At 71.5% G+C, this 25,521-nt stretch carries 26 protein-coding genes; 15 read left to right on the plus strand and 11 right to left on the minus strand.

The genetic code is table 11. The annotated features are described in order from the left end of the window. The first annotated feature begins 18 nt into the window (after positions 1–18). From ABGB14_RS32100 to ABGB14_RS32110, 3 genes are all read left to right on the plus strand, one after another. Complete coding sequence (locus tag ABGB14_RS32100) at positions 19–978, plus strand: LLM class F420-dependent oxidoreductase (RefSeq protein WP_347647574.1); 960 nt, start codon at positions 19–21, stop codon at positions 976–978. Positions 979–986: 8 nt separating this feature from the next. Beyond that, positions 987–2,405 carry an amidase gene (locus ABGB14_RS32105; protein WP_347647575.1) on the plus strand — a complete coding sequence of 473 codons (1,419 nt, stop codon included), beginning with the start codon at positions 987–989 and terminating at the stop codon, positions 2,403–2,405. Between the two features lie 67 nt (positions 2,406–2,472). Beyond that, entirely contained in the window at positions 2,473–2,826 is a 354-nt protein-coding gene (locus ABGB14_RS32110) for a YkvA family protein (RefSeq protein WP_347647576.1), read from the plus strand. Here ABGB14_RS32110 and ABGB14_RS32115 read toward each other — a convergent pair. The 4 genes from ABGB14_RS32115 to ABGB14_RS32130 all read right to left on the minus strand — a co-directional run bounded on the left by ABGB14_RS32115 (position 2,823) and on the right by ABGB14_RS32130 (position 6,191). Beyond that, the gene (locus tag ABGB14_RS32115) at positions 2,823–4,019 is read right to left on the minus strand and encodes an amidohydrolase family protein (RefSeq protein WP_347647577.1); all 1,197 of its coding nucleotides are present in this window, start codon (positions 4,017–4,019) and stop codon (positions 2,823–2,825) included. The two genes, ABGB14_RS32110 and ABGB14_RS32115, sit on opposite strands and share 4 nt — an antisense overlap. A gap of 91 nt (positions 4,020–4,110) precedes the next feature. Beyond that, positions 4,111–4,845, minus strand: coding sequence for a tyrosine-protein phosphatase (locus ABGB14_RS32120; protein WP_347647578.1), 735 nt, complete (start codon positions 4,843–4,845; stop codon positions 4,111–4,113). Between the two features lie 9 nt (positions 4,846–4,854). Next, positions 4,855–5,664, minus strand: coding sequence for an SURF1 family protein (locus ABGB14_RS32125; RefSeq protein WP_347647579.1), 810 nt, complete (start codon positions 5,662–5,664; stop codon positions 4,855–4,857). Between the two features lie 47 nt (positions 5,665–5,711). Further along, the gene (locus ABGB14_RS32130; RefSeq protein WP_347647580.1) at positions 5,712–6,191 is read right to left on the minus strand and encodes a helix-turn-helix domain-containing protein; all 480 of its coding nucleotides are present in this window, start codon (positions 6,189–6,191) and stop codon (positions 5,712–5,714) included. 59 nt (positions 6,192–6,250) lie between these two features. On the opposite strand from ABGB14_RS32130, the gene ABGB14_RS32135 reads away from it, so the two are divergent. Further along, positions 6,251–6,736, plus strand: coding sequence for a GNAT family N-acetyltransferase (locus tag ABGB14_RS32135; protein WP_347647581.1), 486 nt, complete (start codon positions 6,251–6,253; stop codon positions 6,734–6,736). A gap of 26 nt (positions 6,737–6,762) precedes the next feature. Beyond that, positions 6,763–7,359, plus strand: coding sequence for a TetR/AcrR family transcriptional regulator (locus ABGB14_RS32140; RefSeq protein WP_347647582.1), 597 nt, complete (start codon positions 6,763–6,765; stop codon positions 7,357–7,359). Here the strand turns inward: ABGB14_RS32140 and ABGB14_RS32145 are convergent. Further along, positions 7,307–7,639, minus strand: coding sequence for a hypothetical protein (locus ABGB14_RS32145; RefSeq protein ID WP_347647583.1), 333 nt, complete (start codon positions 7,637–7,639; stop codon positions 7,307–7,309). The genes ABGB14_RS32140 and ABGB14_RS32145 overlap by 53 nt on opposite strands. Positions 7,640–7,790: 151 nt before the next feature. On the opposite strand from ABGB14_RS32145, the gene ABGB14_RS32150 reads away from it, so the two are divergent. Continuing rightward, positions 7,791–9,188 (plus strand): methyltransferase, encoded by a 1,398-nt coding sequence (locus ABGB14_RS32150; RefSeq protein WP_347647584.1) that lies wholly within the window; start codon positions 7,791–7,793, stop codon positions 9,186–9,188. A 273-nt stretch (positions 9,189–9,461) separates the two neighbouring features. Here ABGB14_RS32150 and ABGB14_RS32155 read toward each other — a convergent pair whose 3' ends face one another. Both ABGB14_RS32155 and ABGB14_RS32160 read right to left on the minus strand, forming a co-directional pair. Further along, positions 9,462–12,569: a BTAD domain-containing putative transcriptional regulator gene (locus tag ABGB14_RS32155; RefSeq protein WP_347647585.1), complete on the minus strand. Its 3,108-nt coding sequence runs from the start codon at positions 12,567–12,569 to the stop codon at positions 9,462–9,464. A 474-nt stretch (positions 12,570–13,043) separates the two neighbouring features. Further along, positions 13,044–14,318 (minus strand): pyridoxal phosphate-dependent aminotransferase, encoded by a 1,275-nt coding sequence (locus ABGB14_RS32160; RefSeq protein WP_347647586.1) that lies wholly within the window; start codon positions 14,316–14,318, stop codon positions 13,044–13,046. 79 nt (positions 14,319–14,397) lie between these two features. Here ABGB14_RS32160 and ABGB14_RS32165 point away from each other — a divergent pair, with 79 nt between their 5' ends. The 3 genes from ABGB14_RS32165 (at position 14,398) to ABGB14_RS32175 (ending at position 17,259) form a co-directional block, all read left to right on the plus strand. Beyond that, positions 14,398–15,420: a LysR family transcriptional regulator gene (locus ABGB14_RS32165; RefSeq protein WP_347623018.1), complete on the plus strand. Its 1,023-nt coding sequence runs from the start codon at positions 14,398–14,400 to the stop codon at positions 15,418–15,420. A 110-nt stretch (positions 15,421–15,530) separates the two neighbouring features. Continuing rightward, the gene (locus tag ABGB14_RS32170; protein WP_347647587.1) at positions 15,531–16,202 is read left to right on the plus strand and encodes a ribonuclease HII; all 672 of its coding nucleotides are present in this window, start codon (positions 15,531–15,533) and stop codon (positions 16,200–16,202) included. 67 nt (positions 16,203–16,269) lie between these two features. After that, complete coding sequence (locus tag ABGB14_RS32175; RefSeq protein WP_347647588.1) at positions 16,270–17,259, plus strand: LLM class flavin-dependent oxidoreductase; 990 nt, start codon at positions 16,270–16,272, stop codon at positions 17,257–17,259. A gap of 30 nt (positions 17,260–17,289) precedes the next feature. Here the strand turns inward: ABGB14_RS32175 and ABGB14_RS32180 are convergent, their stop codons facing one another. Beyond that, positions 17,290–17,676, minus strand: coding sequence for an SCO5389 family protein (locus ABGB14_RS32180; RefSeq protein WP_132606396.1), 387 nt, complete (start codon positions 17,674–17,676; stop codon positions 17,290–17,292). 86 nt (positions 17,677–17,762) lie between these two features. Further along, positions 17,763–18,692, minus strand: coding sequence for an ATP-binding protein (locus tag ABGB14_RS32185; protein WP_347647589.1), 930 nt, complete (start codon positions 18,690–18,692; stop codon positions 17,763–17,765). A 67-nt stretch (positions 18,693–18,759) separates the two neighbouring features. On the opposite strand from ABGB14_RS32185, the gene ABGB14_RS32190 reads away from it, so the two are divergent. Further along, positions 18,760–19,239, plus strand: a complete 480-nt coding sequence (locus tag ABGB14_RS32190) for a tetratricopeptide repeat protein (protein ID WP_347647590.1) — start codon at positions 18,760–18,762, stop codon at positions 19,237–19,239. On the opposite strand, the gene ABGB14_RS32195 is transcribed toward ABGB14_RS32190, so the two are convergent. Continuing rightward, positions 19,236–20,615, minus strand: a complete 1,380-nt coding sequence (locus ABGB14_RS32195; RefSeq protein ID WP_347647591.1) for an LCP family protein — start codon at positions 20,613–20,615, stop codon at positions 19,236–19,238. The two genes, ABGB14_RS32190 and ABGB14_RS32195, sit on opposite strands and share 4 nt — an antisense overlap. A gap of 126 nt (positions 20,616–20,741) precedes the next feature. Between ABGB14_RS32195 and ABGB14_RS32200 the strand changes: the two genes are divergently transcribed. The 5 genes from ABGB14_RS32200 (at position 20,742) to ABGB14_RS32220 (ending at position 24,295) form a co-directional block, all read left to right on the plus strand. After that, positions 20,742–21,452, plus strand: a complete 711-nt coding sequence (locus ABGB14_RS32200; protein WP_347647592.1) for a class I SAM-dependent methyltransferase — start codon at positions 20,742–20,744, stop codon at positions 21,450–21,452. A gap of 42 nt (positions 21,453–21,494) precedes the next feature. After that, the gene (locus ABGB14_RS32205; protein WP_347647593.1) at positions 21,495–21,839 is read left to right on the plus strand and encodes a hypothetical protein; all 345 of its coding nucleotides are present in this window, start codon (positions 21,495–21,497) and stop codon (positions 21,837–21,839) included. A gap of 2 nt (positions 21,840–21,841) precedes the next feature. Next, the gene (locus tag ABGB14_RS32210) at positions 21,842–22,753 is read left to right on the plus strand and encodes an MFS transporter (RefSeq protein ID WP_347647594.1); all 912 of its coding nucleotides are present in this window, start codon (positions 21,842–21,844) and stop codon (positions 22,751–22,753) included. Positions 22,754–22,866: 113 nt separating this feature from the next. Then, positions 22,867–23,226, plus strand: coding sequence for a hypothetical protein (locus ABGB14_RS32215; RefSeq protein ID WP_347647595.1), 360 nt, complete (start codon positions 22,867–22,869; stop codon positions 23,224–23,226). Positions 23,227–23,344: 118 nt separating this feature from the next. Then, complete coding sequence (locus ABGB14_RS32220) at positions 23,345–24,295, plus strand: serine hydrolase (RefSeq protein ID WP_347647596.1); 951 nt, start codon at positions 23,345–23,347, stop codon at positions 24,293–24,295. A gap of 305 nt (positions 24,296–24,600) precedes the next feature. On the opposite strand, the gene ABGB14_RS32225 is transcribed toward ABGB14_RS32220, so the two are convergent. Beyond that, on the minus strand, positions 24,601–25,482 hold the full coding sequence (locus ABGB14_RS32225; protein ID WP_347647597.1) for a LysR family transcriptional regulator: 882 nt from the start codon (positions 25,480–25,482) through the stop codon (positions 24,601–24,603). Positions 25,483–25,521: the final 39 nt, after the last annotated feature.

A 25,521-nucleotide genomic window follows, 5' to 3' on the forward strand; every position in this document is an offset into this window, starting at 1 on the left:
CCGAGCCGGAGGCCGTGCATGACGCAGAAGTGGGGCATGACCATTCCCTTCTACGACCGCTCGCTCGCGCGGTCGCAGGAGCTGATCGCGCAGCTGCCCGGTCTCGGCTACACCGACGCCTGGTCGGCCGAGGTCAACGGCGTCGACGGGTTCACGCCGCTGGCGCTGGCCGCGCAGTGGGCGCCGGGGATCAGGCTGGGCAGCGCCATCGTGCCCGTCTCGACGCGCGGTCCCGGGCTGCTGGCCATGTCCGCGGCCACGCTGGCCGATCTCGCGCCCGAACGGTTCGTGCTGGGCATCGGGGCGTCCTCCCCGGCCATCGTCGAGCGGTGGAACGCCGGCACCTTCGACAAGCCGTACGCGCGCACCCGCGACACCCTGCGGTTCCTCAAGAGGGCGCTGGCCGGTGAGAAGGTCTCGGAGGCGTACGAGACGTTCGAGATCAAGGGGTTCCGGCTGGAGCGGGCCCCGAAGGCGCCGCCGAGAATCGTGCTGGCGGCGCTGCGGCCGGGCATGTTGCGGCTGGCCGCAGCCGAGGCCGACGGCGCCATCACCAACTGGCTCTCCCCACAGGACGTACGCCGCGTGCGCGCCGAGATCGGCCCCGGCACCGAGCTGATCGCCCGCCTGTTCGTCTGCGTGAGCGAGGACGCCGCCCAGGTGCGCGAGATGGCCAGGCGGATGCTGGCCGGCTACCTGACCGTCCCGGTCTACGCCGCCTTCCACGACTGGCTGGGGCGCGGCGAGACGCTGCGGCCGATGCACGAGGCCTGGGCGGCCGGCGACCGGCAGGCCGCGCTGAAGGCCATCCCCGACGAGGTGGTCGACGACCTCGTCGTGCACGGCGACGCGGCCACCTGTCGCGCCAGGATCCAGCAGTACGTGGACAACGGGCTCGACACCCCCGTCCTCGCCCCCATCCCCGGCGGCGAGGTCTCCATCGACCAGGCGGTGCGCGACCTGGCTCCCCGGGCGTAGGAGGCGACGTGGACGACGTACTGAGGCTGGACGCGGTCGCCCAGGCCCGGGCGGTCAGGGAGGGAGAGGTCTCGGCGCGCGAGCTGGCCGAGGCCGCGATCGCCCGCATCGAGGCCCGCGACGGCGAGCTGAACGCCGTCATCCACCGCCGTTTCGAACGCGCGCTGGCCGAGATCGACGCCATTCCTGCGCAAGCGCCCTTCAGAGGGGTGCCGATCCTGCTCAAGGACCTGGGCTGGCGGCAGGCGGGGGAGCCGTACAGCGCGGGCTCCTCGGTGCTCGACGGCGCCGTGGACGTCCCCGACGGGTACGGCGTCGTCAGCCTGCGCGAGGCCGGGTTCGTCGTGCTCGGGCGGACCAACACCCCGGAGTTCGGCTCCACGATCACCACGGAGCCGCTGGCGTTCGGGCCCACGCGCAACCCGTACGATCCGGCGTACTCCGCGGGCGGGTCGAGCGGCGGCTCGGCGGCGGCGGTGGCGGCCGGGATGGTGGCGCTGGCCACCGCCAGCGACGGGGGCGGCTCGATCCGCATCCCGGCGTCCATGTGCGGCCTGGTGGGGCTCAAGCCGACGCGCGGGCGGGTCAGCCTGGGCCCGGCCATGGGAGAGGGGTGGAGCGGGTTCTCGTGCCCCGGGTTCGTCAGCAGGAGCGTGCGTGACACGGCGGCGGCGCTGGACGTCGTCGCGGGCATGCGTCCCGGCGACCCGTACGACGCCCCGCCGTTGCCGGGCCCGCTGGCCGCGGAGGTGGGGGCGGATCCCGGGCGGTTGCGGATCGGGTTCCTCGCCACGCATCCCCGGGGCGACGTGCCGGAGGAGCCCGAGGTCGCCGAGGCCGTCACGAGGGCCGCGCAGCTGCTGGAGTCGCTGGGCCACGACGTCGCGCCAGGAGGCCCCGAGGCGCTCGCGGAGCCGGACTTCACCCGGCACTTCGGCGCCATCGTGGCCGACCACCTGGCCGCGCAGGTGGCGGGCCTGGGCGCGGCGCGCGGCAGGCCCGTGGACGTGGAGGAGCTGGAGCCGCGTAACGCCGCCATGGTCGGCGCGGCCCAGGGGCACAGCGCGGCCGACCACATCCTGGCCACGCAGTGGATCGACGGCTTCCGCCGGCGCATGTCCGCCTGGTGGGCCGCCGGGCACGATCTGCTGCTGATGCCGTCGCTCGGGGTCGCGCCGTTCCCGCTGGGCTGGATCCCGCCGAACGACCTCAGCGTGAGCCTCGGCAGGACGATGCACGCCGTGGCCTACACCTCGCCGGTCAACGCGACCGGGCAGCCCGCCGTCTCGCTGCCCCTGCACAGGACCGCGGCGGGGTTGCCGGTGGGCGTGCAGCTGGTGGCGGCGGCCGGCCGGGAGGACCTGCTCGTCAGGGTGGCCGCGCAGGTCGAGCGTGCTCGCCCGTTCGAGCATGCGGCGCTGGCCTGATCGGCAGGAACTCGTGGCGGCGGCGACGCGTTATGTCGTGAAGAGCCACGGGTAGGGGGTTGTCATGATGGCAAAGGCAGCACGCGCGGCGGCGGCGTGGCGGACCTACCGCGAGGTGACCAGACCCGGGTCCCCCGCCTTGATGACCAGGGTCCGCGCGATCCCGCGGATGATCGGCGCCGTCATGCGCGGCCAGTACGACGGCATGGGCAAGGGCAAGCTGGGCCTGCTCGCGCTCGGCGTGGTCTACATCCTGTCGCCGGTCGACGTCCTGCCCGACTTCCTCATGCTGATCGGCGTCGCCGACGACTTCGGCGTCTTCCTGTGGCTGCTCGCCTCCCTGCTGGGCGAGAGCGGGCGCTACGTCCAGCACGAGCGCAGCGTCATCCAGGGCCGCGTCGAGGGCCTCGAACAGGCCTAGATCTCCTCCATCCGCAACCAGGCGCGCGACGGCAGCGGGTGGCCGAAGAGGCGGGCCGCGTTGCCGTACGCGACCCGTGCGATGTCGGCGGGCGGCAGCGTGCCGAGGTTGTGCGCGACCGACTTCTGGGTGTCGGGCCAGGTCGAGTCGGAGTGGGGATAGCCGCTCTCCTGGAGCACGTGGTCGAGGCCGACGGCGAGCCGCACTCCCGACAGCGCGTGGTCGTCGCGCGTGCCGAAGAAGAAGTTGCGGCGCAGCACCTCGCTCGGCTTGAGCCCGCCCTCCCATGACGCCTCACCGGCGACCGGGTGGTCGAGGGCGTAGTCGGCCCGCTCGGCCAGCATCGGCAGCCACCCGACGCCGCCCTCCACGATGAGGATGCGCAGCGCGGGGAAGCGCAGCGGCAGCCCCGACCAGAGCCAGTCGGCGCAGGCGAACATGGCGCTGGTCGGCATCAGCGTGGTGATGGCCTCGAGGGGCGTGTCGGGGGAGGGCACGGGCGACCACGACGCGTCGCCCGTGTGCAGGGCGACGACGGTGCCGGTCTCCTCGCAGGCCGCGAAGAACGGATCCCAGTGGCCGGAGTGGATCGACGGCAGCCGCAGCCTGGTCGGGAACTCGGGGAACACCACGGCCTTGAAGCCCTTGGCGGCGTTGGCGCGGATCTCCTTGGCGGCGAGGTCGGGATCGGGCAGCCACGGGAGCTGCAGGCCGATGACGCGCTCGGGGTAGGTGCCGGCCCAGACATCGATGTGCCACTCGTTCCACGCCTTGACCAGGGCCAGGCCGAGCTCCTGGTCGCGGGTCCTGGCGAACGGCATGCCCGACTGGCCGGCCAGCATGCCGGGGAAGCAGAGCGCGGCCCAGATGCCCGCGACGTCCATGTCCTTGATGCGTGCCTCGATGTCGTGGCAGCCCGGGCGCATGCTGTCGAACCTGACGGGGTCGAGGGTCCACTGCTCGCGCGGCAGCCCGGCGCCGACGTCGATGCCGGCGCACGGGTAGGTGGCCCCGCCGTAGCGCCAGACCTGGTGACCCGCCTCCGTCTCCACGACCTTGGGCGCGACTTCGGCGTATTTCTCCGGCAACCGGTCATCGAACAGGTCGGGAGGCTCGATCAGGTGATCGTCGGCGGAGATGATCACGTAGTCGCGCCGCCTCGGGTCTGGGTCGGGGAGCAGCGGCGTAGTCACGCACGTAACCGTACGACGAGGGGATAACGTCGAACAAGCTGCGACGTATCCGTTGGGTCTCCGAGATCAACACATCGGGAGCCGACTCGTGTCAAGGCGCCTCCGTCAACAGGTGGTCGCGCAGCTCGTCGACGGTGTCCTGGGCCAGGCCGAGCACCTGGTCGGCGTACGCCTCGACCGAGCCGTGCCGGTGTACGAGGTCGGTCAGGAAGAGCCGCATGGTCTCGGCGGGGGCCAGACCGAACCCGGGCCACGGAGAAGTTCCCGGGTGTCTCCTGCCCCAGTCGGCGATGAAGCGGTCGGTGGCCAGCCCGGTGAGCGCGTAGTCGGCCACGATGTCGTCCTCGCCGACCCCCGCCAGCGACAGGACCAGCGCGGTGAGCACGCCGGTGCGGTCCTTGCCGGCGGCGCAGTGGATGACGGTGGGGGCGTTGTCGGCCCGCGCGATGGTCTCCAGCGCGGTCCTGAGGTTCGCCACGCCGTCCTCGGTCACCTCCAGGTAGCGGTCGGCGAGGTAACGCTCGATGCCGATCTCCTCGTCGTAGGTGGTGGCGGTGTCCCAGCGGCGGCCCTCGACGGGCAGGTTCTGGTAGAGCAGGCCGTCGGACCGGGGCACGCGGCCGTACCTCTCGATCTCGAACGCGTGCCGCAGGTCGATGACGGCGCGTACGCCCAGGTCGCGGAAGGTCGTGAGATCGTCGCCCGCCAGCCAGCCGAGGGAGTCGGCCCGGTAGAGCCGCTGCCACCGGACGACACGCCCATCTTTCGTGAAATATCCGCCTACGTCGCGGAAATTGCAGAGGTTGGTGAACTTGATATGCCGCACTTCACCACCTTAGCGGGGTGCGCTCTCCGCTTCCTCGGCCTGCGACGCCCCCTCCGAGCCCTTCGCGGCCGCCGCCCTCCGCTCGGCCACCTCGTGGCGGATCAGCAGGATCCACCCGCCGACGGCGATGCCGATGAACAACCACCACTGGACGCCGTAGGCCAGGTTGAGCCCGCCGCCGGCGCCCACGTCGGGCTCCGGCACCGGGGCGGGCGCCGCGGCCGGCCGCGGCTGCTGTTCCGTCAGCTCCACGTAGCCGCCCACCAGCGTGTACGGCAGCCCTTTCCCGATCCTGTCGACGTCGATCAGCAGCACCTGGCCAGGAGGCAGCCCTGAGCGCTCGCGGATGCCGCTGGACTCCTCGGTCTCGCCCGGGCGCACCCGGCCGGTGACCGTCACCTGCCCGGCGGGAGGCGGCGGGACCTCGGGCGGGGTGTCGGCGGTGGCGCCCGCCTTGACCCAGCCCCTGTTGACGATCACCGCCGTGCCGGGGCCGGTGACGAGCGGGGTCAGGACGTAGTAGCCGGGCCTGCCCTCCTGAGGGCGCCGGCGGACGACCAGGGCGTGGGACGGGTCGTACGTGCCCGCCACCGTCACCTTCCTGAACCGGTCGTCCTCGCGGACCGGCCGGCCGGGGGCCGCCAGCCGCTCCAGCGGCACGGGCGCGGCCTCGATGTTGGCGGTGACCCGCTCGCTGTTGGCGGACCGTTCTTCGAACCGCCCGAACTGCCACCGCCCGAGGAACACGAAGGCGGGGATGACCAGCAGCACCACCACGTGGAGCGCGAGCCATCGAGGCGTCAGCAGGAACCGGTACACGCTCTCAAGACTAGGCGCAAGGAGGGGCGCCACCTGCGGCGGGCCGCTCACGCGCTCCTGAGTTCGGCGCTCTCGCCGGGGACGGGCGTGACCTCGCGCGGGCCGCTCACCTCGTGGCCGTCCTCGCAGCGGAACTGCAGCTCGACGGGGGCGCCGCACCCGCGGTGGGTGAGCCGGACGGGCGGTCCTTCTTCGCCTGTCAGGTATTTGTCGCCCCAGTGCATGAGCGCGACCATCAGCGGATAGAGGTCGCGGCCCTTGTCGGTGAGCCGGTATTCGTCGCGCTGGCGCTGCCCGGGCTCGCGGTAGGGCTCCTTGCGCAGCAGGCCCTCGTCGACCAGCCGGGCCAGGCGGGCGCTGAGCACCTGGCGGGGGGCGCCGGTGATCGCCTGCATGTCGGCGAAGCGCCGCACGCCGCTGAACGCCTCGCGCAGCACGAGGAAGGTCCACTTCTCCCCGACGATGTCCAGGGTGCGCTCGATCGAGCAGTTGTCCGCTCGGAGACCCATACGAGACGGCACGTTCATCTCCCTATCATACCTGAGTTCAATTGACAGACTCAGGAGCGACAGGGCAGGCTGAGTTCATGCACGGAACTCAGATCCGCCAGGCCTGCTCTGACGACGAGGAGCGGATCAGACGCTTCCTGGCGGGTTTGTCGCTGCACACGCAGACGCTCCGCTTCTTCACCGGCGTCGCCAGCCCCGCCGCCGGGCTGGTGCGCGCGCTGCTCGCGGTGGACGAACGCCGCGACGCCCTCATCGCCACCACCGCCGACGGGGAGATCGTCGGCCACGCCATGAGCTATCGGGGCGAGTGCAGCGACGTGGAGATCGCCGTGGTGGTGGCCGACCGGTGGCAGGGGTTCGGGCTCGGGCCGCGGCTGGTCGACATGCTGCTGATGCGGGCCGCCGTGCGCGGGGCGAAGACCGTGGCGATGGACGTCCTGGGCGAGAACCGGCGGGTGCTCAGGCTCATCCGCAGGCTCTGGCCGGACGCCCAGATGACGGTCACCTCCGGGTCCGTGGCGGTGACCGCTATGATCAATCAGGCCGGGCCATTTGCGGAATAACGTTCTGGTGGCACACCATTGACAGCGTGAAGAGTGTCAAGAACGGACGCGACGGCCGGACCCGCATCATCGAGGGTGCCCTCCGCCGGTTCAGCCAGGACGGGGTCTCCGCCACCACGCTGGCCAGCCTTCGCGAGGAAAGCGGCGTGAGCGTCGGCAGCTTCTACCACCACTTCGCCAGCAAGGAACACGTCTTCGGCGTGCTGTACGCCGAGATCCTCACGGCCTACCAGAGCGCCTTCCTCGCCGAGCTGGTCAGCCACGAGGACGCCCGCGACGGCATCGAGGCCGTGGTGGCCTTCCACATGCGCTGGGCGGGCGAGCACCCCGAGCGGGCCAGGTTGCTGGTCAGCGAGCGGCCGCCCCGCAAGAACGAGCCCGGCGGCGCCGAGGTGGCCGAGGAGCGCCGCGCGTTCTTCCGCAAGGTCTCCGACTGGTGGCGCCCGCACATGAAGAACGGGCTGCTCCAGCCCGTCCATCCGACCATGTGCTACGTGTTGTGGCTGGGGCCCGCACAGGAGATGTGCCGCCTGTGGTTCGCGGGCGCCCACACGCCGACCGACGAGGAGATCAGGGGACTGGGCGAGGCGGCCTGGCAGAGCCTGCGCCAGCGACCCGAATAGCGGGCACCCTCCAGCTGCCCCTGCCGAGCGAGATGTCGAGCCGCAGGTCGCCGCGGCGCCTGCGCAGGCCGGGCACGCGTACGCGGGCGAGCACGGCGTACCTGCCCTGACGCGGATAGCCGAATCCGAGCTCGCCCGGCAGCACGCGCAGGTCGTCGCGGTTGCCGCAGCGCGGGCAGGTCCACGAGACCAGGTCCATGCCGCGGTGGTAGCTGGAGCAGGCGCGGAAGTAGTCGTCTGGAACAAATCGGGAATCGCAGGCCAAACAGGGGATCAGCATGAGTCCGCTCCTCCGGATGACGCGCTGGCTTCTCTAGACATATCGCGTCCCGGATGACCGGCGCAGGCAGAGTGCCGGGGCGGATCGGTAACAGTATGAACACTCTCGGTATCGGATCATGCGTAGGAGTCCGCGATGAAAGGATGGACTTGTGGAACGACTGCGTGATCACCTCCTGGAGACCGGTTACACGATCGACGGCGTACGCGAGCGCCTCGGCGCGATGGCCGCCTCCGCGCTGTCCCGGGAGGAGCTGGTCCCGGCGCTGCGCGCCACCGCCGACGGTGATCCGCTGGCGACGCTGATCAGGTTGTGGTGGCTCGGCGTTCCCGTGCCTGCGAGCGCGCTCCCGCCCGCCGTCACGCGGTCCGGGCTGGTCGAGACCGACGGCGACGAGGTCCGCGCGACGGTCCACCTGCAACCCTGGGAGACCGGCGGCTACCTCGTCTCCGACCGCAAGGTCCGGCCGGGCGATCCCGCGCTGCGGCCCGACCACGTCGTGGGGGCCGGCGGCGCCTCGGCCAACCTGGCCCAGCTCGTCACCCGCCGCCCGGTCGGGCGCGCGCTCGACCTCGGCACCGGGTGCGGGGTGCAGGTGCTGCATCTGGACGGGCGGGCCGAGCACATCGTGGCCACCGACCTCAACCCGCGGGCCCTTGAGCTGGCCAGGCTGAGCTGGGAGTTGTCCGGCGTCGCAAAGGTGGACGCGCGCACCGGGTCGATGTTCGAGCCGGTCGAGGACGAGTTGTTCGACCTCGTCGTGAGCAATCCGCCGTTCGTGATCGGCCCGGAGGGGAGGCTGACCTACCGCGAGTCGGGCGCCGAAGGCGACGGCTTCTGCCGCGACCTGCTCCGCGGGACGCCCCGCCATCTCAGCCCCGGCGGACAGGCCCACTTCCTGGCCAACTGGCTGCACGTCGAGGGCGAGGACTGGCACGACCGCGTCGGCGGCTGGCTGCGCGAGACCGGCTGCGACGCCTGGGTGGCGCAGCGCGACGTGCAGGACCCCGCCGAATATGTCGAGCTCTGGCTCAGGGACGCCGCCGAGCAGGGCACCAGGAGCTACACGGAACACTACGACCGCTGGTTGTCCTGGTTCGAGGAGCGCAAGGTCGAGGCCATCGGATTCGGCTGGATCACGATGCGCAACTCGGGCACGCTCGACCCGGTCGTGCGCGTGGAGCAGCTCACCCACCAGGTCAGCCTTCCGGTCGGCGACTACGTCGACTCGGTGATCGACGCCGTCGCGGCCGCCCACCGGGCCGGCGACCTCGACGCCGCGCGGCCGCGTACCGTCGAAGGCCTGCTCGACGAGCGGATCGGCCTGCCGGGCGCGGAAGACCCGATCCGCATCGTGCTGCGGCAGACGCAGGGGCTGCGCCGCACCAGGGAGGTCGGCACGGTGGAGGCCGCGCTGGCCGGCGTCTGCGACGGCGAGCTGGCGCTCGGGCCGCTGCTCAACGTGATCGCCGAGCTGGTCGGCGACGGCGAGATCCCCAACGCCGACGCGGTCAGGCCCCTCATCGCCGAGGGATACTTCCTGCTTTGATCCGGCATTGATCGGACGTTGACACCGCGGGTGGAGGCTCGAGGCCAGGCACGGCCTTGGGGGGTTCGAGGGCCGTGTCAGGTCCGGCCGGTCGTCTATGTGAGGCGGCTGCCGCCTCGCGGAGCATCCCGATGACCGGGCCCCCTAGCGACGCGTGGCGGCGAAGGATGACCGGCCGGGCCGAACTTCAGTCGATCACGAGCACATCGTGACTCCCGAAGGACAGCCTTGATCAACCATGTGTGGATGACACGTCTGGACGACGAGCTGTACTCAGGACTCGACGACGGTCTCGCCGTCGGTCCCGGCGACGGGCTCGCCAGTGGGGGCGCCAGTGGAGATGCCAGTGGTGATGCCAGTGGAGATGCCGGCGGGCTCGTCGGTGGGGGCGCCGTCGAGCAGGACCTTGAGATCGCCGGCCTCGGGAGCGCCGAGCCGGGAGAAGATCTCGAAGGCCTGCCGTAGGCAGTCGAGACTCCTCCCCACGCTGCCGGGCCCGTGATCGAGGCCGCGCAGCGCCTTGCCGAGGACGGTGAGCGAGAGCGCCTCGCCGTAGGGATGGCCGATCTCGCGGGAGACCACGAGGGCCTGCTCGGCGTGGCGCACGGCCTCGGGGTAACGCTCGGCGGCGATGAAGGTCTCGGCCAGCCTGGAGCACACGCGCTGCTCCCAGACCCGTTGCCTGCTGGCCCGGAAGAAGGCCAGGCACTCGGCGTGGTGGTGCACGGCCTCGGTGAGCCGGCCGACCCGGGAGAGCACGATGCCGAGGTGGTAGCGGGCGCGTGCGGTGCCGGCGCCGCTGCCGATCTCGGTGAAGATGGCCAGGCCCTTCTCCGCGGCGGCGATCGCGTCGTCAGGGCGGCCCAGGCCCAGGTGGTCGCGGGCCGAGTAGCTGAGCACCAGGGCCTCGCCGGCCGGCACGCCGTTCTCGCGGTAGAAGCGCATCGCGGAGTCGAACAGGGACAGCGCCTCCGTGTGGCGGCGCTGCCTGCCGACCACGACGGCCAGGGCGTTCAGCACCTCACCGGTGACGACCATCTCGCCGCGCTCGCGCGACAGCTCGTCCACGCGCCTGAAGTGCTCCTCGGCCGCCCTCAGCCGGTTGCCCGCGAACAGCACCCGGCCGAGCACGTAACGGGCACGCAGCTCGCCCGCGGTGTCGTCCATGGCCAGCGCGGCCGCCAGCACCGCCCGCGTGCTCTGGTCGAACTCGCGCGTGTGCGTGCCCGACTCCAGCAGCGGCTCCATCGCCACCAGCAGGTCGGCGGCGGGCAGGAGGTGCTCGGCGGCACGCGCGGACGCGGCGGCCTGGTTGATGGCGGCGAACAACGAGTCGCCCTCGGCGATCAGCCACGCCACGGCCTCGTCCACGCTCGTGAACGTGCGCCCGCTCCCCACCACGACCAGGTTGGCCGAGATCATGCTGCCCTCGTACGCCAGCCGGTGCGCGGACTGGGCGGAGGCCAGGTAGAAGCCCAGCAGCCGGCGCAGCGTCATCGTCCTGGCCTGGGGCCGCTCCGTCTTCTCCAGCTCCCGCCTGGCGAACAGCTTGAGCAGGTCGTGGAAGCGGTAGCGGCCCGGCGCGGGCGCCTCCAGCAGGCTGGCGTCCACGAGCGACTCCAGCACCTCCTCGGCCTCGAACGCGCTCATCGACAGCACGGCCGCCGCGGCCCCCAAGGAGATGTCGGGGCCGTTGGGCAGCGCGAGCAGCCGGAACGCGCGGGCCTGCGGGGCGTCCAGCTGCCCGTAGCCGAGCGCGAACGTGGCCTCGACGGCCAGGTTGCCCACCCGCAGCTCGTCGAGGCGGCGCTGCTCGTCGGCCAGCCTGGGCACCAGCGAGGCGACCGTCCACGACGGGCGCGCGGCCAGCCTGGCGGCCACGATCCGCACCGCCAGCGGCAGGAACCCGCAGGCGGCCACCACGTCCATGGCCGCGCCGCGCTCGGCCGAGACGCGCTCGGCCCCGGCCACGGCGGTGAACAACGCCAGGGCCTCGTCCGGCTCCATCACATCGAGGTCGACCAGCCGCGCCGACGGCAGGTCGGCCAGCTTGCCCCGGCTGGTGACGACGGCCGCGCACCCCGCGGAGCCGGGCAGCAACGGGCTGACCTGCTCTGCGTCGCGGGCGTTGTCGAGCAGCACGAGGATGCGGCGCTCGGCGAGGATCGACCGGTAGAGGGCGGAGCGTTCCGCGAGGCCCTCCGGGATGACGTCCGGCGGGACGCCGAGAGCGCGCAGGAAGGCTCCGAGCGCCGACTCGGGCGCGGTGGCCTCGCCGGAGTAGCCGCGCAGGTCGGCGTAGAGCTGGCCGTCGGGGAAGACCTCGTCGACCTGGTGGGCGACGTGCACGGCCAGCGCTGTCTTGCCGACGCCGCCGATGCCGGAGATAGCGACCACCGGCACGCCCTCGGGCGACGACTGGGCGGGCGAGCCGGCCGACACCATCGTGCGCAGGCGTACCGCGATCTCCTTGCGGCCGGTGAAGTCGCTGACGGCGGCGGGCAGTTGCGCCGGGCGCGGCAGGTCGAGCGCCTGCGGCTCCTCTTCGTCCCGCGGCTCTGCGGCGTACGCCTCGTCGTCGGGGACGGGCGCGGCGGCCAGGGTGGGGTCGGCGGCCAGGATGCGCTGGTGCAGTGCGGTCAGCTCGGGGCCGGGTTCGATGCCCAGCTCGTCGACGAGCGCCTCGCGCGTCTCGGTGAACACGTTGAGCGCGTCACCCTGCCGGCCGCAGCGGTAGTAGGCGAGCATGAGCTGGGCCCGCAGCCGCTCGCGCAGCGGGTGGTCGGCGGTCAGCGCGATCAGCTCGGAGACGACCTTCGCGTGGTTGCCCAGCTCCAGGTCGACGTCCATGAGCGTCTCGACCACGCTGATGCGGCGCTCGACCAGCCGGTCGCGCTGGTGCTCGGCGTACGGCCCGACGGCCCCGGCCAGCGGCTCGCCCTCGAACAACGACAGCGCCGCCCGCAGCGCCCTGGCGGCCTCGGACAGCCTGCCCGCCTTGCGCGCGGACTCGGCCTCGCGGATGCCGCGTTCGAAGCGGGTCAGGTCGAGCGCGTCGCCGGCCAGCCGCAGCGCGTAGCCCCTGCCGATCGACGTCAGCAGCTCCGGGCGGGAGCGGGCGGGCCGGTCGGGTTCGAGCACCGTACGGAGCCTGGAGACGTAGGTGCGCAGGGCGCCCAGGGCCCGCGGCGGCGCGTCCTCACCCCAGACCGCGTCGATCATCTCGTTGGGGGTGACCGCGTGCCCTTCCCGCAGCAGCAGCATGCCGAGAATGGAACGCTGGAGCGGGGTGCCGAGGTCGAGTTCCCGGCCATCACGCCACGCGCGGACAGGACCGAGCACGGCGAACCGCAGCTCGCCTGGAACGCTCTGACCAGCCATGCCGTCTGTCTCCAAGCCAATGGAACGATTTGCTACCAAATGATAGATCCATCGTTGCTCGTCACCTAGATGCCGGCTGATCGTTCACCGGGCCGTTGATCCGCCGTTGATCAGGCGTTGAGCTCGCCCCTGGATGCTGGTGGCCGGCTGGGTATGACACTCAGATCGGCACCGAGCACACGCGGGGGCGTGTCATACAGAGCGCCGGCAGGCAGGCAAAAATACCGGCCCCGCCCAGAAAGTTCGGGCGGGGCCGTGACGGACGGATGATCAGGACGCCTCGGCCGCTGCCGGCCTCATGGCGATCCGCCAGGAGCCCGGAGCGGGCATGGGCACACGATGAGCGGGTGTTCATACGCGGGAAACTCTTTCGCCGGCGGCTGCGGACGGGGTGTCTCCGCAGGATGACGACCCTTTGTGGGGGGTGGGGCAACCGGCTCACGGGACTTATGGGGCTGTCGGGAAGAGGATCGCCTAGCCGCTGCAGGGGGCGGGTACGAGCGCGGGCGCCTGCGCGGAGCGTACGAGCGAGAGCTCTTTCAGTCCCATCGACAGATGGTTGAGGTTGGCCGCGATCCACGGGAGCTGGAGCGGGTCGGGGCTGGTCAGAGCGGTCAGCCGCTCCTGCGCGGACTCGCCGTAGAGCAGGCTCACCGCCACTCGCATCCGGGCCGCGGCGGGGTCGTCGCCGAAGGCGTGCCCCGGCAGGACGCCGATGCCGTGGTTCTCCAGCAGAAGTTTGGTGATCTCGGCGGAGCCGCCGAGTCTCAGGTGGCTGAGGTCGGGGTAGAGGTAGAAGCCGCCCTGCGGGGCGGGCACGTCGGCGCCGATTTCCAGGAACCTGTCACGCACGGCCCGCGCGACCAGGCCGTGCAGCCGGCGGCTGCGGGTGATGCGCTCGGTCAGCTCGCGTGGATCGCTGAAGGCGTAGGCCGCGGCCTCCTGTACGGGTGCCGCGGGCGCCGACCAGATCTCGCTGGCCACCGCGAGCAGGCGGGCCCGCAGTGCGTGACCGTCGTCGGGGAGCCGGGCGACGCCGATCCGCCAGCCGCCCAGGGCCAGGCTCTTGCTGAGGCCGGTGGTGACGATCGTGCGCTCGGGTGCGAGGTCGGCCGGGGAGGTGTACGGCAGGGCGGGGTCGTGCAGCAGGTCGCGGTAGATCTCGTCCGAGATGATCATCAGGTCGAGCTCGCGGGCGACCTCCACCAGGCGGCCCACGGTCGCCGGCGTGGCCAGCCGTCCCGTCGGGTTGTCGGGCAGCGTGACCAGCACCGAGCGCACCGTCCTGCCCTGCGCCCTGGCCAGCCGCACCTGGGCGGCCACCAGGTCGGGGTCGGGCACTCCGCCCTCTCCTGGAGGTGCGGGCACCAGGATGGGGCGTGAGCCCACGAGATCGGCCTGCGCGGCGTAGCTGACCCAGCTGGGCATGGGCAAGACGATGTCTCCGCCGATCGCCAGGAGCAGGCCGTACAGCAGTGACTTGCTGCCAGGTCCGCAGACGATCAGCTCGGGGTCGGTGATGAGCCCCCGTCGTGTCCAGTAGCCCGCCGCCGCGACCCGCAGTCCGGGCGCCCCCGCGACCGGTCCGTAGCCGTTGTGCTCCGATGCGGCGGCCAGCCTCTCGCGCAGCGCCGGGTGGACGGGCAGACCGGCCTCACCGAAGGCCAGGTGCAGCACACGTTCCCCGGCGCGTCGTCTTCGTTCGATGTCCTCATTCGCCGCCAGAGTGGCGGACAGAGTTACCGTCATGTTTGTCACGTTCCCAGGGTGGTTGCCAACAGGCATCAGGACAAGCGAGGCTTTTCGTGGGTAGGCATAAGGAAGTCTGATGCTGGAATTGCGGCGTTTGGTGCTGATCTGCGAGTTCGCACGCCGAGGAAGTATCTCGGCGACTGCCGAGTCGCTGGGGTACAGTCCTTCGGCCGTCTCGCAACAACTCGTCGCGCTCGAACGCGAGACCGGCACGGCGCTGATCGACAGGACCGCGCGCAGCGCCGAGCTCACCGACGCGGGCCGCCGGCTGGTCATGCACGCGGAGCGCATCCTGTCCATGGTCGAGGAGGCCGAGTCCGACCTGTCCGCGCACGCGGGCAAACCGGCGGGACGGGTGGTCGTCACCGCGTTCCCGACGGCGGCGGTGGCGTTCGCGCCCGCGCTCGCGCGCTCGCTGCGCCGCCACACGGAGCTCACGCTGCGGCTGGGGCAGAGCCGGTCGGGGCGCGGGCTGCGCGAGGTGCAGTCGGGCGAGGTGGACATCGCGCTCGTGGACGACTGGTACGGCCGGGTACGTGACAGCGACAGCCTGCGGGTGTTCCCCCTGCTGCGCGACCCCCTCGTGCTCGTCGTGCCGCGCAAGCACCGCCTGGCCGACCCGGAGGTGCCGCTGGACCTGCGCGAGCTGCGGGACGAGGCGTGGATGGCCACGCCCGACGGCGAGCCGTCGCGGCTGGCCGTGGACCGCCTGCTGGTGGACGTGGGCGGCACCCGGCCGACGCCGTGGGAGTTCGAAGGGCTGGGGACCATCCTGTCGCTCGTCGCCAAGGGCATCGGCATCGCCGCCGTGCCCGCGCTGGCGCTGGCCGCCGGGGTGCGAGGGCTGGCCGTGCGGCAGTTCCCCGGCAACCCGGTGGGCCGCGACGTGCACGCCGTCGCCAGAAGCTCCAGCGTCAACCGGCCGTCGGTGTCGGTGACGCTGCGGGCCATCCACGTGGCCGCCCGCTACATCGCGGCCGACCTCGAGCCGGTACGCCCGGCGGAGCGGCGGCGCCCCGAGGACGACATGCTCGCCGACTGGCCCGACGGGCCGGTCCGCTCGACCAAGGACGTGGTCGGCCGGTCGTTCGGCGAGTGAGGCGCCGGGCTTCGGCCACCACCGCGCACCGGCCGGTCGTTCGTCGAGGGAGACGTCGTTCGGCCACGACCCGCCCCCGGCCGGTCGTGGAGGCGATAGCGTCTGCGTCCATGGCGCCGACGTACGACATCGAGCACCTCCTGCTCTCCCAGCACAGCGTCCGCACGGTCGCGGGCGTCGACGAGGTGGGCAGGGGCGCGTGGGCGGGACCGGTCACCGTCTGCGCCGTGGTCACCGACCTGTCCGAGCCGCCTGCGGGCCTGACGGACTCCAAGCAGGTCTCCGCCGCCAGGCGTGCGCCGCTCGCCGCCGAGCTGGCCGCGTGGGCGGCCGGAGTCGGCTACGGCGAGGCCACCCACGAGGAGATCGACAGGCTCGGCATGACGCAGGCCCTGCGCAGGGCCGCCCGCCGGGCGCTGGAGGCGCTGCCCGTACGCCCCGACGCGGTGATCCTCGACGGCAAGCACGACTACATCGGCCCGCCCTGGCCGGTGCGGCTGGAGATCAAGGGGGACGCCGCGAGCATCTCGGTCGCGGCGGCGTCCGTGCTGGCCAAGGTGCGGCGCGACGCCTACATGGGGACGATCGGCTGCGACGAGTACGGCTTCGCCGAGAACGCCGGCTACCCGTCGCCGCCGCACCAGGAGGCCCTCGCCCGGCTGGGGCCCACCCCGCACCATCGTCTTTCGTGGTCCTACCTGGACGATCTGCCGCAGTGGCGGCATCTGAAGCAGCACCGTGATCCGCTGGCGGGGGAGGGGCAGGCGACGCTCTTCGGGTGAGCGGGCGCAGCGGGCTCGCTGGGAGTGAGGCCTTCCGGGTGGCGGCTCCCTCCGGATGACCGCCATGATGGATCAGGTGCGAATCGGCATTTTTCTGATCGCGGCGCAGTTTCCCGGCCAGGAAGCCGGGCGCGTGCTGTCCGACGCCGTCGAGCTGGTCGTGGCGGCGGAGGAGGCGGGGTTCGACGACGCGTGGATCGCCGAGCACCATTTCATGTCCTACGGCGTGTGCCCGTCGGCGACCACCCTGGCGGCGGTCGCCGCCGGCAGGACCACGCGCATCGGGCTGGGCACGGCCGTGAGCGTGTTGTCCACGCAGCATCCCGTGGCGCTGGCCGAGCAGGCGGCGATGTTGCACCACCTTTCCCGCGGGCGGTTCACGCTTGGCGTGGGCAGGGGCGGGCCGTGGGTGGACCTGGAGGTGTTCGGCACGGGGGCCGAACGGTTCGAGCGGGGCTTCGGGGAGTCGCTGGACGTGCTGCTCGACGCCCTTTCCTGCGGCCCGGTGGCGGCCGGCGGGGAGTTCTTCCGGTTCAGGGAGGTCGGGGTGGTGCCGGAGGCGGTGCTGCGGCCGGTCGTCGCGTGCACCTCGGAGCCGACGGTGGGGCTGGCGGCGGCGCGCGGCCTGCCCATGTTGCTCGGCATGCACATAGGGGACGCGGAGAAGGCGGCGCTGGTCGCGGACTACGCGGCGCGCGGGGGGACGGCGGCCGGGCACGTGGCGGCGGGGGTCGCGTACGTGGCGGACTCGACGGCCCAGGCGGTGCGGGAACTCGGGGAGTCGTTGCCGCGGTGGCTGGGGCCGGGGCTGGCGGGTTATGTGCCGGTGGACGGCCGGCCGCGCCCTTCACGAGACATCCCGGCATATGCGGATCTGCTGACGCGCATCCATCCGGTCGGGTCGGCCGGACACTGTGCGGAGACCCTGCTGCGCACCGCGGAGAGGACCGGAATCGAGCACTTCATCCTGATGGTGGAGGGTCTCGGGGAGCATCGCCGGACGCTGGAGAACATCAGGCGCTTCGGCGACGAGGTGCTGCCGCTGCTGCCCCGGTGACCCGGCGGGGTGCCGGGTCACCGGGAGGGATCAGCAGTCCACCAGCTCCGGCTTCTGGTTGAGGATCTGGGCGCGCGGAGTGACGAACTCGTGCAGGGCCTTCGTGGCCGTCGGGTCGAAGACGGCGACCCGGTGGCAGTTCTGGAAGGCCAGGCGGACCCCGAAGTGGCGCTCCAGCGCACCGCGCATCGCGTCGCTCGCCAGGCAGCGCAGGAGCTGGCCGCGGGCCTCCTCGGACGGCGGTGGCACCGTGTTGTCCGCGAACTCGGCCCCGGTCTGCTCGCGCCGGCTCGCCAGGTCGCTGATCAGCGACCACGCGTACGGCAGCGAGTCGCGGACGCACGCGACGAAGGCCGCGTCGTCCACGTCACCGGCCCTGGCCTGGTCGAGCAGATCGTTCGGAACGGTCAGCGACATGCTGTCTCCTCTCGAAAGGGATCAAATGTGACGCTAGGCGGGGATGGGGGGAGCCTCCAGATGCCTGGAGGGGGACAGTCGTGTGATCAGGGCCCGTAGACGAAGCCCGGATCTATCTGCTCGGCCAGGTCGGTGCCGGTGCGCTCGTTGCCCCACGCGCGGGCGTTGCGCAGGTGGAACTCCACGGTCTGCCGGCCGAAGCGCTCCCAGTCTTTCTCCTGCTCATCGAGGGTTTTGCGGAGCAGGGCGAGCGCGTCGGCGTTGGCCGGCTCGAGGTCGTCGAGCGTGAAGTGGCGGCCCTGCTCCATGGCGCGGACGGCCGATGAGTGCTCCATCCAGGTGAGCAGATCGTCACCCACGTGCTCGCGCAGGAACTCGACGTCGGACTCGCCGTGCACCTTGTTGCCGACCACGGCGAGCGCCACGTCGTACTGGGCGGCGTAGTCGCGATATTGCCGGTAGACGCTCACGCCCTGCCTGGTCGGCTCGGCCACGAGGAAGGTCAGGTCGAACCGGGTGAACAGGCCGGAGGCGAAGGAGTCGGCGCCGGCGGTCATGTCGACCACGACGTAGGAGCCGGCGCCGTCGACCAGGTGGTTGAGCAGCAGCTCGACCGCGCCGACCTTCGAGTGGTAGCAGGCCACGCCGAGATCGTCCTCGCTGAACGGGCCGGTCGCGAGCAGGCGCAGGCCGTCGGGCGTGGTGAGCCCGAGCGGGTCGGTGGCGAGGTCGTCGAAGCTCAGCAGCGTGGATCCGCGGCCGGGCGGGGTGGTCTTGACCATGGACTCGGCCGAGGGGATGCGCGGGTTGGCGCCGCGCAGGCGCTCCTTGATCTCGGTGAGGTGGGCGCCGAGCGGCTCGGGCTGCCGGTCGAGGCCGAGCACGAGGGCGAGGTGCTGGTTGATGTCGGCGTCGATGGCGACCACGGGGCCGCCCTGGCTCGCCACATGCCTCGCGAACAGCGCCGACATCGTCGTCTTGCCGCTGCCGCCCTTTCCGACGAACGCCACTCTCACGGCGCCTCCTCTTGGGGATGAAAATCGTTACCGTTTCTGTCGAGCCTCATCATGCCACACTCGCTCCATGCGGAACGACGATTTGGCACGCGCCGTACGCCTGCGTGAGGAAGGCCAGGGCGAGCAGGCCCGGCAGCTCCTCGTCGAGCTGGCCCGGCGGCACCCTGACGACGCCGAGGTGGCCTACCAGGCGGCATGGGCGCACGACGCGCTCGGGTTGGAGGCCGAGGCGGTCCCCTACTACGAACGCGCGCTGGCGGGCGAGGGGCTGAGCGACGCCGACCGGCTGGGGGCCTTCACGGGGTACGGCAGCACCCTGCGGGTGCTCGGCAGGCACGCCGAGGCGCTGGAGACGTTCGAGCGAGGGCTGAAGGAATTCCCCGGCGACGGGGCGTTGCGCACGTTCATGGCGATGGCGCTGCACAACGCCGGGCGCTCCGCCGAGGCGGTCACGACGCTGCTCCAGGTGGTCGCCGGGTCAGACCGGGCCGGCGGGTACGCCCGCGCCATCGCCTACTACGCCGACCACCTGGACGAGACGGTCTAACCGCAGGTGGCGTCGAGGTTGATCGGGCTGTCCGGCTTCGGCGTCGCGGGCGGCTTCTCGCGCGTCGGCACGGTCCTGGTGGACGGGCGCTCCCTCAGGGCGTCGGAGACTTTGTCGCGGATGAGGCGCCAGTCGGGGTACGCCGTGTCGATCAGCGGCGGCACGAAGCTGAGGCTGCGGATCCTGGCGTTCTTCACCTTCTGCGACAGGTCCACGACGGCCGGCAGGAGGTCCCGGGGCAGGTCGGTGGAGATGGTCCGCTTGGCGGCCGCGGCCAGCCGCTCGAAACTGTTGATCACGGTCATCGGCTCGGCCTGCTTGACGACCGCGTTGAGCAGGCACTTCTGCCGACCCATGCGGACATAGTCGTCGCTGTCGGTGCGCGAGCGGCCGTACCACAGGGCCTCCTCGCCGGACAGCCTGCGCGTGCCGGGCGGCAGCAGGCCCTCGCGGTTGCGGCCGTACACGATGGGCTCCTTGATGGTGACCCGTACGCCGCCCATGGCGTCGACGAGCTCCGCGAAGCCCTTCATGTCGACAAGGACGTGATACTGCACGGGAAGGCCGATGATGCCGCTGATCGTCTGCTTGAGCAGGGTGGGACCGCGCTCGCCCTTCGGCACGCCCGGCACCATGTCCGGGTGCTCCTCGGCGTACTGGAAGATCTCGTTGAGCAGGCCGGGCGTGTCGGGGCCCGCGCCGGTGAAGCCGAACGGGAAGCGGCTGCCGGCCGGGCCGTGGGGGAGCGGCACGCGCTGGAGGTTGCGCGGCAGGCCGAACAGCGTGGTGGCGCCGGTCGTGGTGTCCACGCTGGCCACGGTCATGCTGTCGGTGCGCACGCCGGGCCTGCCGGGCGCCGAGTCGCCGCCGATGAGCAGGAACTGCACGCGCGCCGCGCCGTTCCACGGATCATGGGCCATGATGGGCGTGCTGTCGGCGCTGGACGGGAACAACGTGTTCACGACGTCCCGCGACAGGTAGGCGATCCTGGCGGCGTAGGCGGTGGGAGCCAGGATGAGAGCACAGAGGGCGACGGTCAGCGTCGTGGTCAGGAAGCGGCCGATCCGGTCCGTGCGCGGGGGGCGTACGAGGACGAACGACCAGACGATCACGCCGGTCCAGGCCAGGGCGATCGCCACCAGCGCTAGGGTGAGCACGGTCAGCCAGCGGGGCTGGACGGCCAGAGACAGGAGGTTGGCGCTGTACGCGGTGAAGACGGTGAGCACGCCGGCCAGCATCAGCACGTACGCCGCCATGAGTGCCAGACCGGACCGGCGGCGCTCGACCGCCAGGTGTGCCACTCCCCACAACATCGCCGCGCCCATGGTCAGGGCGATGCTCGCTCCCAGGCCGAATCCTCGTTCTCTCTCCGTCATGCCTGGTCAAACCCCCAATGTGTGCCCATCCAGGTCACCCTAGTAATGAGCAATGCGCTGTGATGGTGCGTCAGGGCGGGGTCCGGTCAATTCCCGGTCAAGACCAGCTTGAGATATAACGTGAATGTGGGCAAGCGACACGGTAGATACGGGTTCGACGCACCCTGGGCGCTGGCGGGTCTGCTCCTCGGAGTGATCATGCTGGCGGCGCTCACGGTGTTGTCGTTCGTGTACGACGTCCCCGAGGCGGGGGTCGCCTTCCTGCTCGGCGGCACCTACACGCTGGCCAGCGCGGGCAGCCACCTCTACACGACGCGGCGCGGCAAGCCGGCCGTCTGGGCGGCGGAGCTGGACCGCCTGGAGGGCGGCGAGCGCCTGCTGGATCTGGGCTGCGGGCGCGGCGCCGTCCTCACGCTGGCCGCACGGCGGCTGGACGAGGGCCACGCGACCGGCCTCGACCAGCGCTCCAAGGAAGCGCCGCGGGCCAGGGCGAACGCCGAGCGGGAGGGCGTCGCCGACCGGGTGTCGCTGGTGGTGGGCGACCTGCGTGACCTGCCGTTCGAGGACGGCGCGTTCGACGTGGTCGTCACCGACCAGGCCATCCACACCATCGCGCGCCCCGGCGGGCGCGAACAGGCCGTGCGCGAGGCGCTGCGGGTGTTGCGGCCCGGCGGGCTGATGTTGATCGCCGACCCGCACCACACCCGCGCGTACGAGGACACGCTGCGCTCGCTCGGCGTCGTCGACGTACGGCGGCGCGACGCCGGCTGGCGGTTCTGGTACGGCGGGCCGTGGTCCCGCACGGAGATCCTCGAGGCCAGAAGCCCCGCCGCATAGGGAAACGTTTGCCGTTCGCTCGCCGGGTATCGAGATGACCTTATGAGCGACGTGGGAACCGGCACCATCACCACGAAGGTGCCCGCGCGGCTGGACCGGCTGCCGTGGTCACGCTGGCACTGGATGATCGTCATCGGCCTGGGCACCGTGTGGATCCTCGACGGGCTCGAGGTCACCATCGTCGGCAACCTCTCCGCGCAGCTCGCCAAGCCGGGCAGCGGCCTGGACATCACCCAGGCGCAGGTGGCGGGCACGGCCGCGGCGCTCTACGTGGCGGGGGCCTGCTCGGGGGCGCTGTTCTTCGGCTGGCTGACCGACAGGTTCGGCAGATCGACATCATTATCAACGGCAGCTACTGGCTCGGCGCGGCCGGCGGGGCGCTGCTGACCGTGCCGCTGCTGAACGACCTCCCGGTGAACATCGGCTGGCGCGTCGCGTTCGGTCTCGGCGTGGTGCTGGGCCTGGCGATCCTGCTCGTCCGCCGGCACGTGCCGGAGAGCCCGCGCTGGCTGTTCATCCACGGCAGGGGCGACGAGGCGGAGAGGATCGTCGAGGACGTCGAGCACCAGGTCGGCGAGGAGCTGCCGGAGCCGTCGCGGTCGATGACCATCCACCAGCGCAAGTCCATCGGGTTCGTCCGCATCGCGCACACCATGGTCGCGCTCTATCCCAGGCGGACCGTCCTCGGCCTGTCGCTCTTCGTCGGGCAGGCGTTCCTGTACAACGCCATCACCTTCGGGTACGCCCAGATCCTGTCCACCTTCTTCGGCATCACCACGAGCACCGGCTACTACTTCGCCGTGATCGCGGTCGGCAACTTCCTCGGCCCGTTGCTGCTCGGCCACCTCTTCGACACCGTGGGCCGAATTCCGATGATCTCGGCGACGTACATCGGGTCGGGGCTGCTGCTGCTCGGCACCGCCTGGCTGTTCGCCCAGGGGGCTCTCACCGCGGTGACGCTGACCGCCTGCTGGTCGGTGGTGCTCTTCGTGGCCTCGGCGGGGGCGAGTTCGGCGTACCTGACCGTCAGCGAGATCTTCCCGATGGAGACCAGGGCGATGGCGATCGCGTTCTTCTTCGCGGTCGGCACCGCCTGCGGCGGCATCGCCGGGCCGCTGGTCTTCGCGAACCTGGTCGAGAGCGGCGTGCCGGGGGACACGGCGCTCGCGTTCGCCATCGGGGCCCTGGTGATGATCGCCGGAGGGTTGGTGGAGCTGTTCCTGGGAGTCAAGGCCGAGCGAAAGGGGCTGGAGGACATCGCGGCGCCGCTCTCCGCGGCCGAGGTGACCAAGGCCGCCTGATTTCCGCCCGCCGCCGATCCGTTTAGGCCGCGTAAAGCCGAATGAAATCGCTGTTCTGTAGAACGGTGGCCATGGTCGAAAACATCAAGAAAACCGTCAGCACACTCGGCGCCGTGGCCCTTCTGACCCTGGCAGCGGCAGCCGCCCCCGCCCAGGCGGCCTCGGCCGCCGACATCCCCGTCGACAGGTGCAAGAGAGGAAATTTCTGCATTTACGATCCCCCCAGGTACCCCCTCTGGCAGTACAGCGGGAACATCAGCTACACCCACACCTTCGACGGAGGGTCGTCGTGGATCAGGAACAACGGGTATAGAGTCGCCGGCGCCGACCACATCCGCTTCACCTACCACTATTTCGGCGAGGCGAAGAAGACCGGATGCCTGCATCCGCCGGGCGACGGCACGACGATCAAGAAATTCACCAAGAAGAAGCGCGTCAACATCAACTCGGTCACGTGGGTCGGCGCCTGCTGAGACCCCGCCGTGTCCGACCCGCAGTGGGGGGCGAAGCCCGGAGCCGTGATCGTCCTTCTTGTGCCTGACACCGTGTGAGGCGGTATGCCAGTATGTGCCGACTTCAGGGAGACATACCATGGCGATGGCTGAGCGGGTCGACGAGGTCCTGCGCGCGGGCAAGGCGCCCAACTTCCACGGTCTCGTGGTGATGCGGGGCGGGGAGGTCGTCCTCGAACGTTACGGAGCCGGGCCGGATCACCGGCTCGGCGAGGACCTGGGGCACGTCGTGTTCGACCGGGACACGCTGCACGACGTGCGATCGGTGTCCAAGAGCGTCGTGGGGCTGCTGTACGGGATCGCGCTGGGTGAAGGGCTGGTGCCGGAGCCCGGCGAGCGGCTGGTGCGGCAGTTCGCCGAATATCCGGATCTGGTGGCCGATCCGGAGCGGGCGCACCTCACCATCGAGCACGCGCTCACCATGACCCTCGGCCTCGAATGGAACGAGGACGCCCCCTACACGTCCCCGGCCAACAGCGAGATCGCCATGGAGTTGGCGCCCGACCGGTATCGCTACGTGCTGGAGCGGCCCGTCGTCGAGGAGGCCGGAAGGCGGTGGCTGTACTGCGGGGGCGCGACGGCGCTGCTCGGGGGCGTCATCGCGCGCGGCACGGGCAGGCCGCTGGAGGAGTACGCCGAGACCGCGCTGTTCCGGCCGCTCGGCATCGGCGACTTCCACTGGTCCAAGGGCGACGACGGGCTGGCCATGGCCGCGGCCGGGCTGCGGTTGCGCCCGCTCGACCTGGCCGCCGTCGGCCGGCTGGTGCTCGACGGCGGCCGCGACATCGTGCCCGGCGGGTGGATCACGGAAATGCTCACGCCCCGGGTCGTGATCGAGGGCGAGTTCCGCTACGGCTACCAGTGGTACATCGGCACCGGCGAGCGCCGCCAGTACGAGGGCATCGGCAACGGCGGCCAGCGACTGCTCGCGGTGCCGGAGGAGGACCTGGTCGTGGCGGTGACGGCCGGCGAGTACGACCGGGACATGGTCAGCGCCACGACCGTGCTCGACGCCGTGCTCGGCAGGTGAGGGGGCAGGGAACGGGCATGACCCGCCGGGCTCAGCGGGGCAGTATGTCCCGGTCGAAGATGTCGATCGGGAGGTAGAGCGTCACCGTCGGGTTCGGGATCGTGACGATGCAGCTGATGCGGATCTCGACCTGGGCTGCGACGTTCAGCGCACGGCAGCGTCACTGCACCTGCACCGGACCACGGTGTACTACCGGCTCGGCCGCATCGCCATGATCCTCGACACGGACCTACGCGACGGATTGGTGCGCTCGCACCTCCACCTGGCACTGAAGGCCCGCCGGATCGGCCGGGGCCGCTCATCGATCATGAACTGACCTGGTCGGCGAGGTGGGTGACGGCTGTGCGGAAGGCGGAGACGGCCGCTCTGACCGCCGGGTGCCCGCCGTACCCTCGCCTGAAGGCTGCCAGCGTGCGGCGGCTGAGCGGCAGACGGGTGAGGGACACGTCAGGCGGCGGATCGATCGCCGCCAGGCGGGGCACGAGCGCCACCCCCTGGCCGGCCGCCACGAAGGCGAGCACGGTGTCGAAGTCGTCGATGTGGTGGCGCACCATCGGCTCGAACCCGGCCGCCTGGCATGCCCTGATCGCCATCGTGTGGCAGAGGGTGCCCGGTTTGTTGGTGATCCACGCGTCGGCGCGGGCGGCGGCGATCGAGGGGCGGTCGGTGAGGTAGATCGGCTCGCTGAACAGCGGCTCGGTCTCGATGGACGCGTCCGTGACCGGCGGCACGAAGTCGTATTCGTGCACGAGCGCCACGTCCAGCTCGCCCGCCCGCAGCGCGGCCGAGACGTCGGCCGGGTCGATCTCCGAGACCCTCGGCTCGAGACCCGGGTGGGCGCCGGTCAGGGCGGCGAGCGCGGGCGGCAGGAGCACGCGGGCCGCCGTGGGGAACGCGCCGACGCGCAGCGGCCCCGAGGGCCCGGCGCGGGCGGCGGCGAGCGCGGCCGACGCGCGTTCGAGCTGTTCGAGCACGGCCTGCGCGTGCTCGACGAGGAGGTGGCCCGCGGGCGTCAGCGTCACCGTGCGGCCCGTGCGTTCGAGCAGCGGCACGCCCGCCTCCCGCTCCAGCGCGGAGAGCTGCTGGGAGACGGCCGAGGGCGTGAACGTCACGGCCTGCGCCACCGCGGCGATCGTGCCGCGCCTGGCGAGCTCGCGGAGCAGGAGGAGCTTGCGCGGGTCGAGCATAAGTTGAGCTTAACCTCTGGCCAAGAAATCAGTGCTGGA

Origin of the sequence: Nonomuraea sp. B10E15 (assembly GCF_039871615.1) — a bacterium.
In the GTDB taxonomy this organism is placed as follows: domain Bacteria; phylum Actinomycetota; class Actinomycetes; order Streptosporangiales; family Streptosporangiaceae; genus Nonomuraea.

Bases quoted from the DNA above. Each gene is read 5' to 3' on its own strand.
- ABGB14_RS32100 (WP_347647574.1), top strand. From the start codon at position 19: ATGACGCAGAAGTGGGGCATGACCATTCCCTTCTACGACCGCTCGCTC.
- ABGB14_RS32110 (WP_347647576.1), top strand. From the start codon at position 2,473: ATGGCAAAGGCAGCACGCGCGGCGGCGGCGTGGCGGACCTACCGCGAG.
- ABGB14_RS32130 (WP_347647580.1), bottom strand. From the start codon at position 6,191: ATGAACGTGCCGTCTCGTATGGGTCTCCGAGCGGACAACTGCTCGATC.
- ABGB14_RS32135 (WP_347647581.1), top strand. From the start codon at position 6,251: ATGCACGGAACTCAGATCCGCCAGGCCTGCTCTGACGACGAGGAGCGG.
- ABGB14_RS32145 (WP_347647583.1), bottom strand. From the start codon at position 7,639: ATGCTGATCCCCTGTTTGGCCTGCGATTCCCGATTTGTTCCAGACGAC.
- ABGB14_RS32155 (WP_347647585.1), bottom strand. From the start codon at position 12,569: ATGGCTGGTCAGAGCGTTCCAGGCGAGCTGCGGTTCGCCGTGCTCGGT.
- ABGB14_RS32160 (WP_347647586.1), bottom strand. From the start codon at position 14,318: ATGACGGTAACTCTGTCCGCCACTCTGGCGGCGAATGAGGACATCGAA.
- ABGB14_RS32165 (WP_347623018.1), top strand. From the start codon at position 14,398: ATGCTGGAATTGCGGCGTTTGGTGCTGATCTGCGAGTTCGCACGCCGA.
- ABGB14_RS32170 (WP_347647587.1), top strand. From the start codon at position 15,531: ATGGCGCCGACGTACGACATCGAGCACCTCCTGCTCTCCCAGCACAGC.
- ABGB14_RS32175 (WP_347647588.1), top strand. From the start codon at position 16,270: ATGGATCAGGTGCGAATCGGCATTTTTCTGATCGCGGCGCAGTTTCCC.
- ABGB14_RS32180 (WP_132606396.1), bottom strand. From the start codon at position 17,676: ATGTCGCTGACCGTTCCGAACGATCTGCTCGACCAGGCCAGGGCCGGT.
- ABGB14_RS32190 (WP_347647590.1), top strand. From the start codon at position 18,760: ATGCGGAACGACGATTTGGCACGCGCCGTACGCCTGCGTGAGGAAGGC.
- ABGB14_RS32195 (WP_347647591.1), bottom strand. From the start codon at position 20,615: ATGACGGAGAGAGAACGAGGATTCGGCCTGGGAGCGAGCATCGCCCTG.
- ABGB14_RS32205 (WP_347647593.1), top strand. From the start codon at position 21,495: ATGAGCGACGTGGGAACCGGCACCATCACCACGAAGGTGCCCGCGCGG.
- ABGB14_RS32220 (WP_347647596.1), top strand. From the start codon at position 23,345: ATGGCGATGGCTGAGCGGGTCGACGAGGTCCTGCGCGCGGGCAAGGCG.
- ABGB14_RS32225 (WP_347647597.1), bottom strand. From the start codon at position 25,482: ATGCTCGACCCGCGCAAGCTCCTCCTGCTCCGCGAGCTCGCCAGGCGC.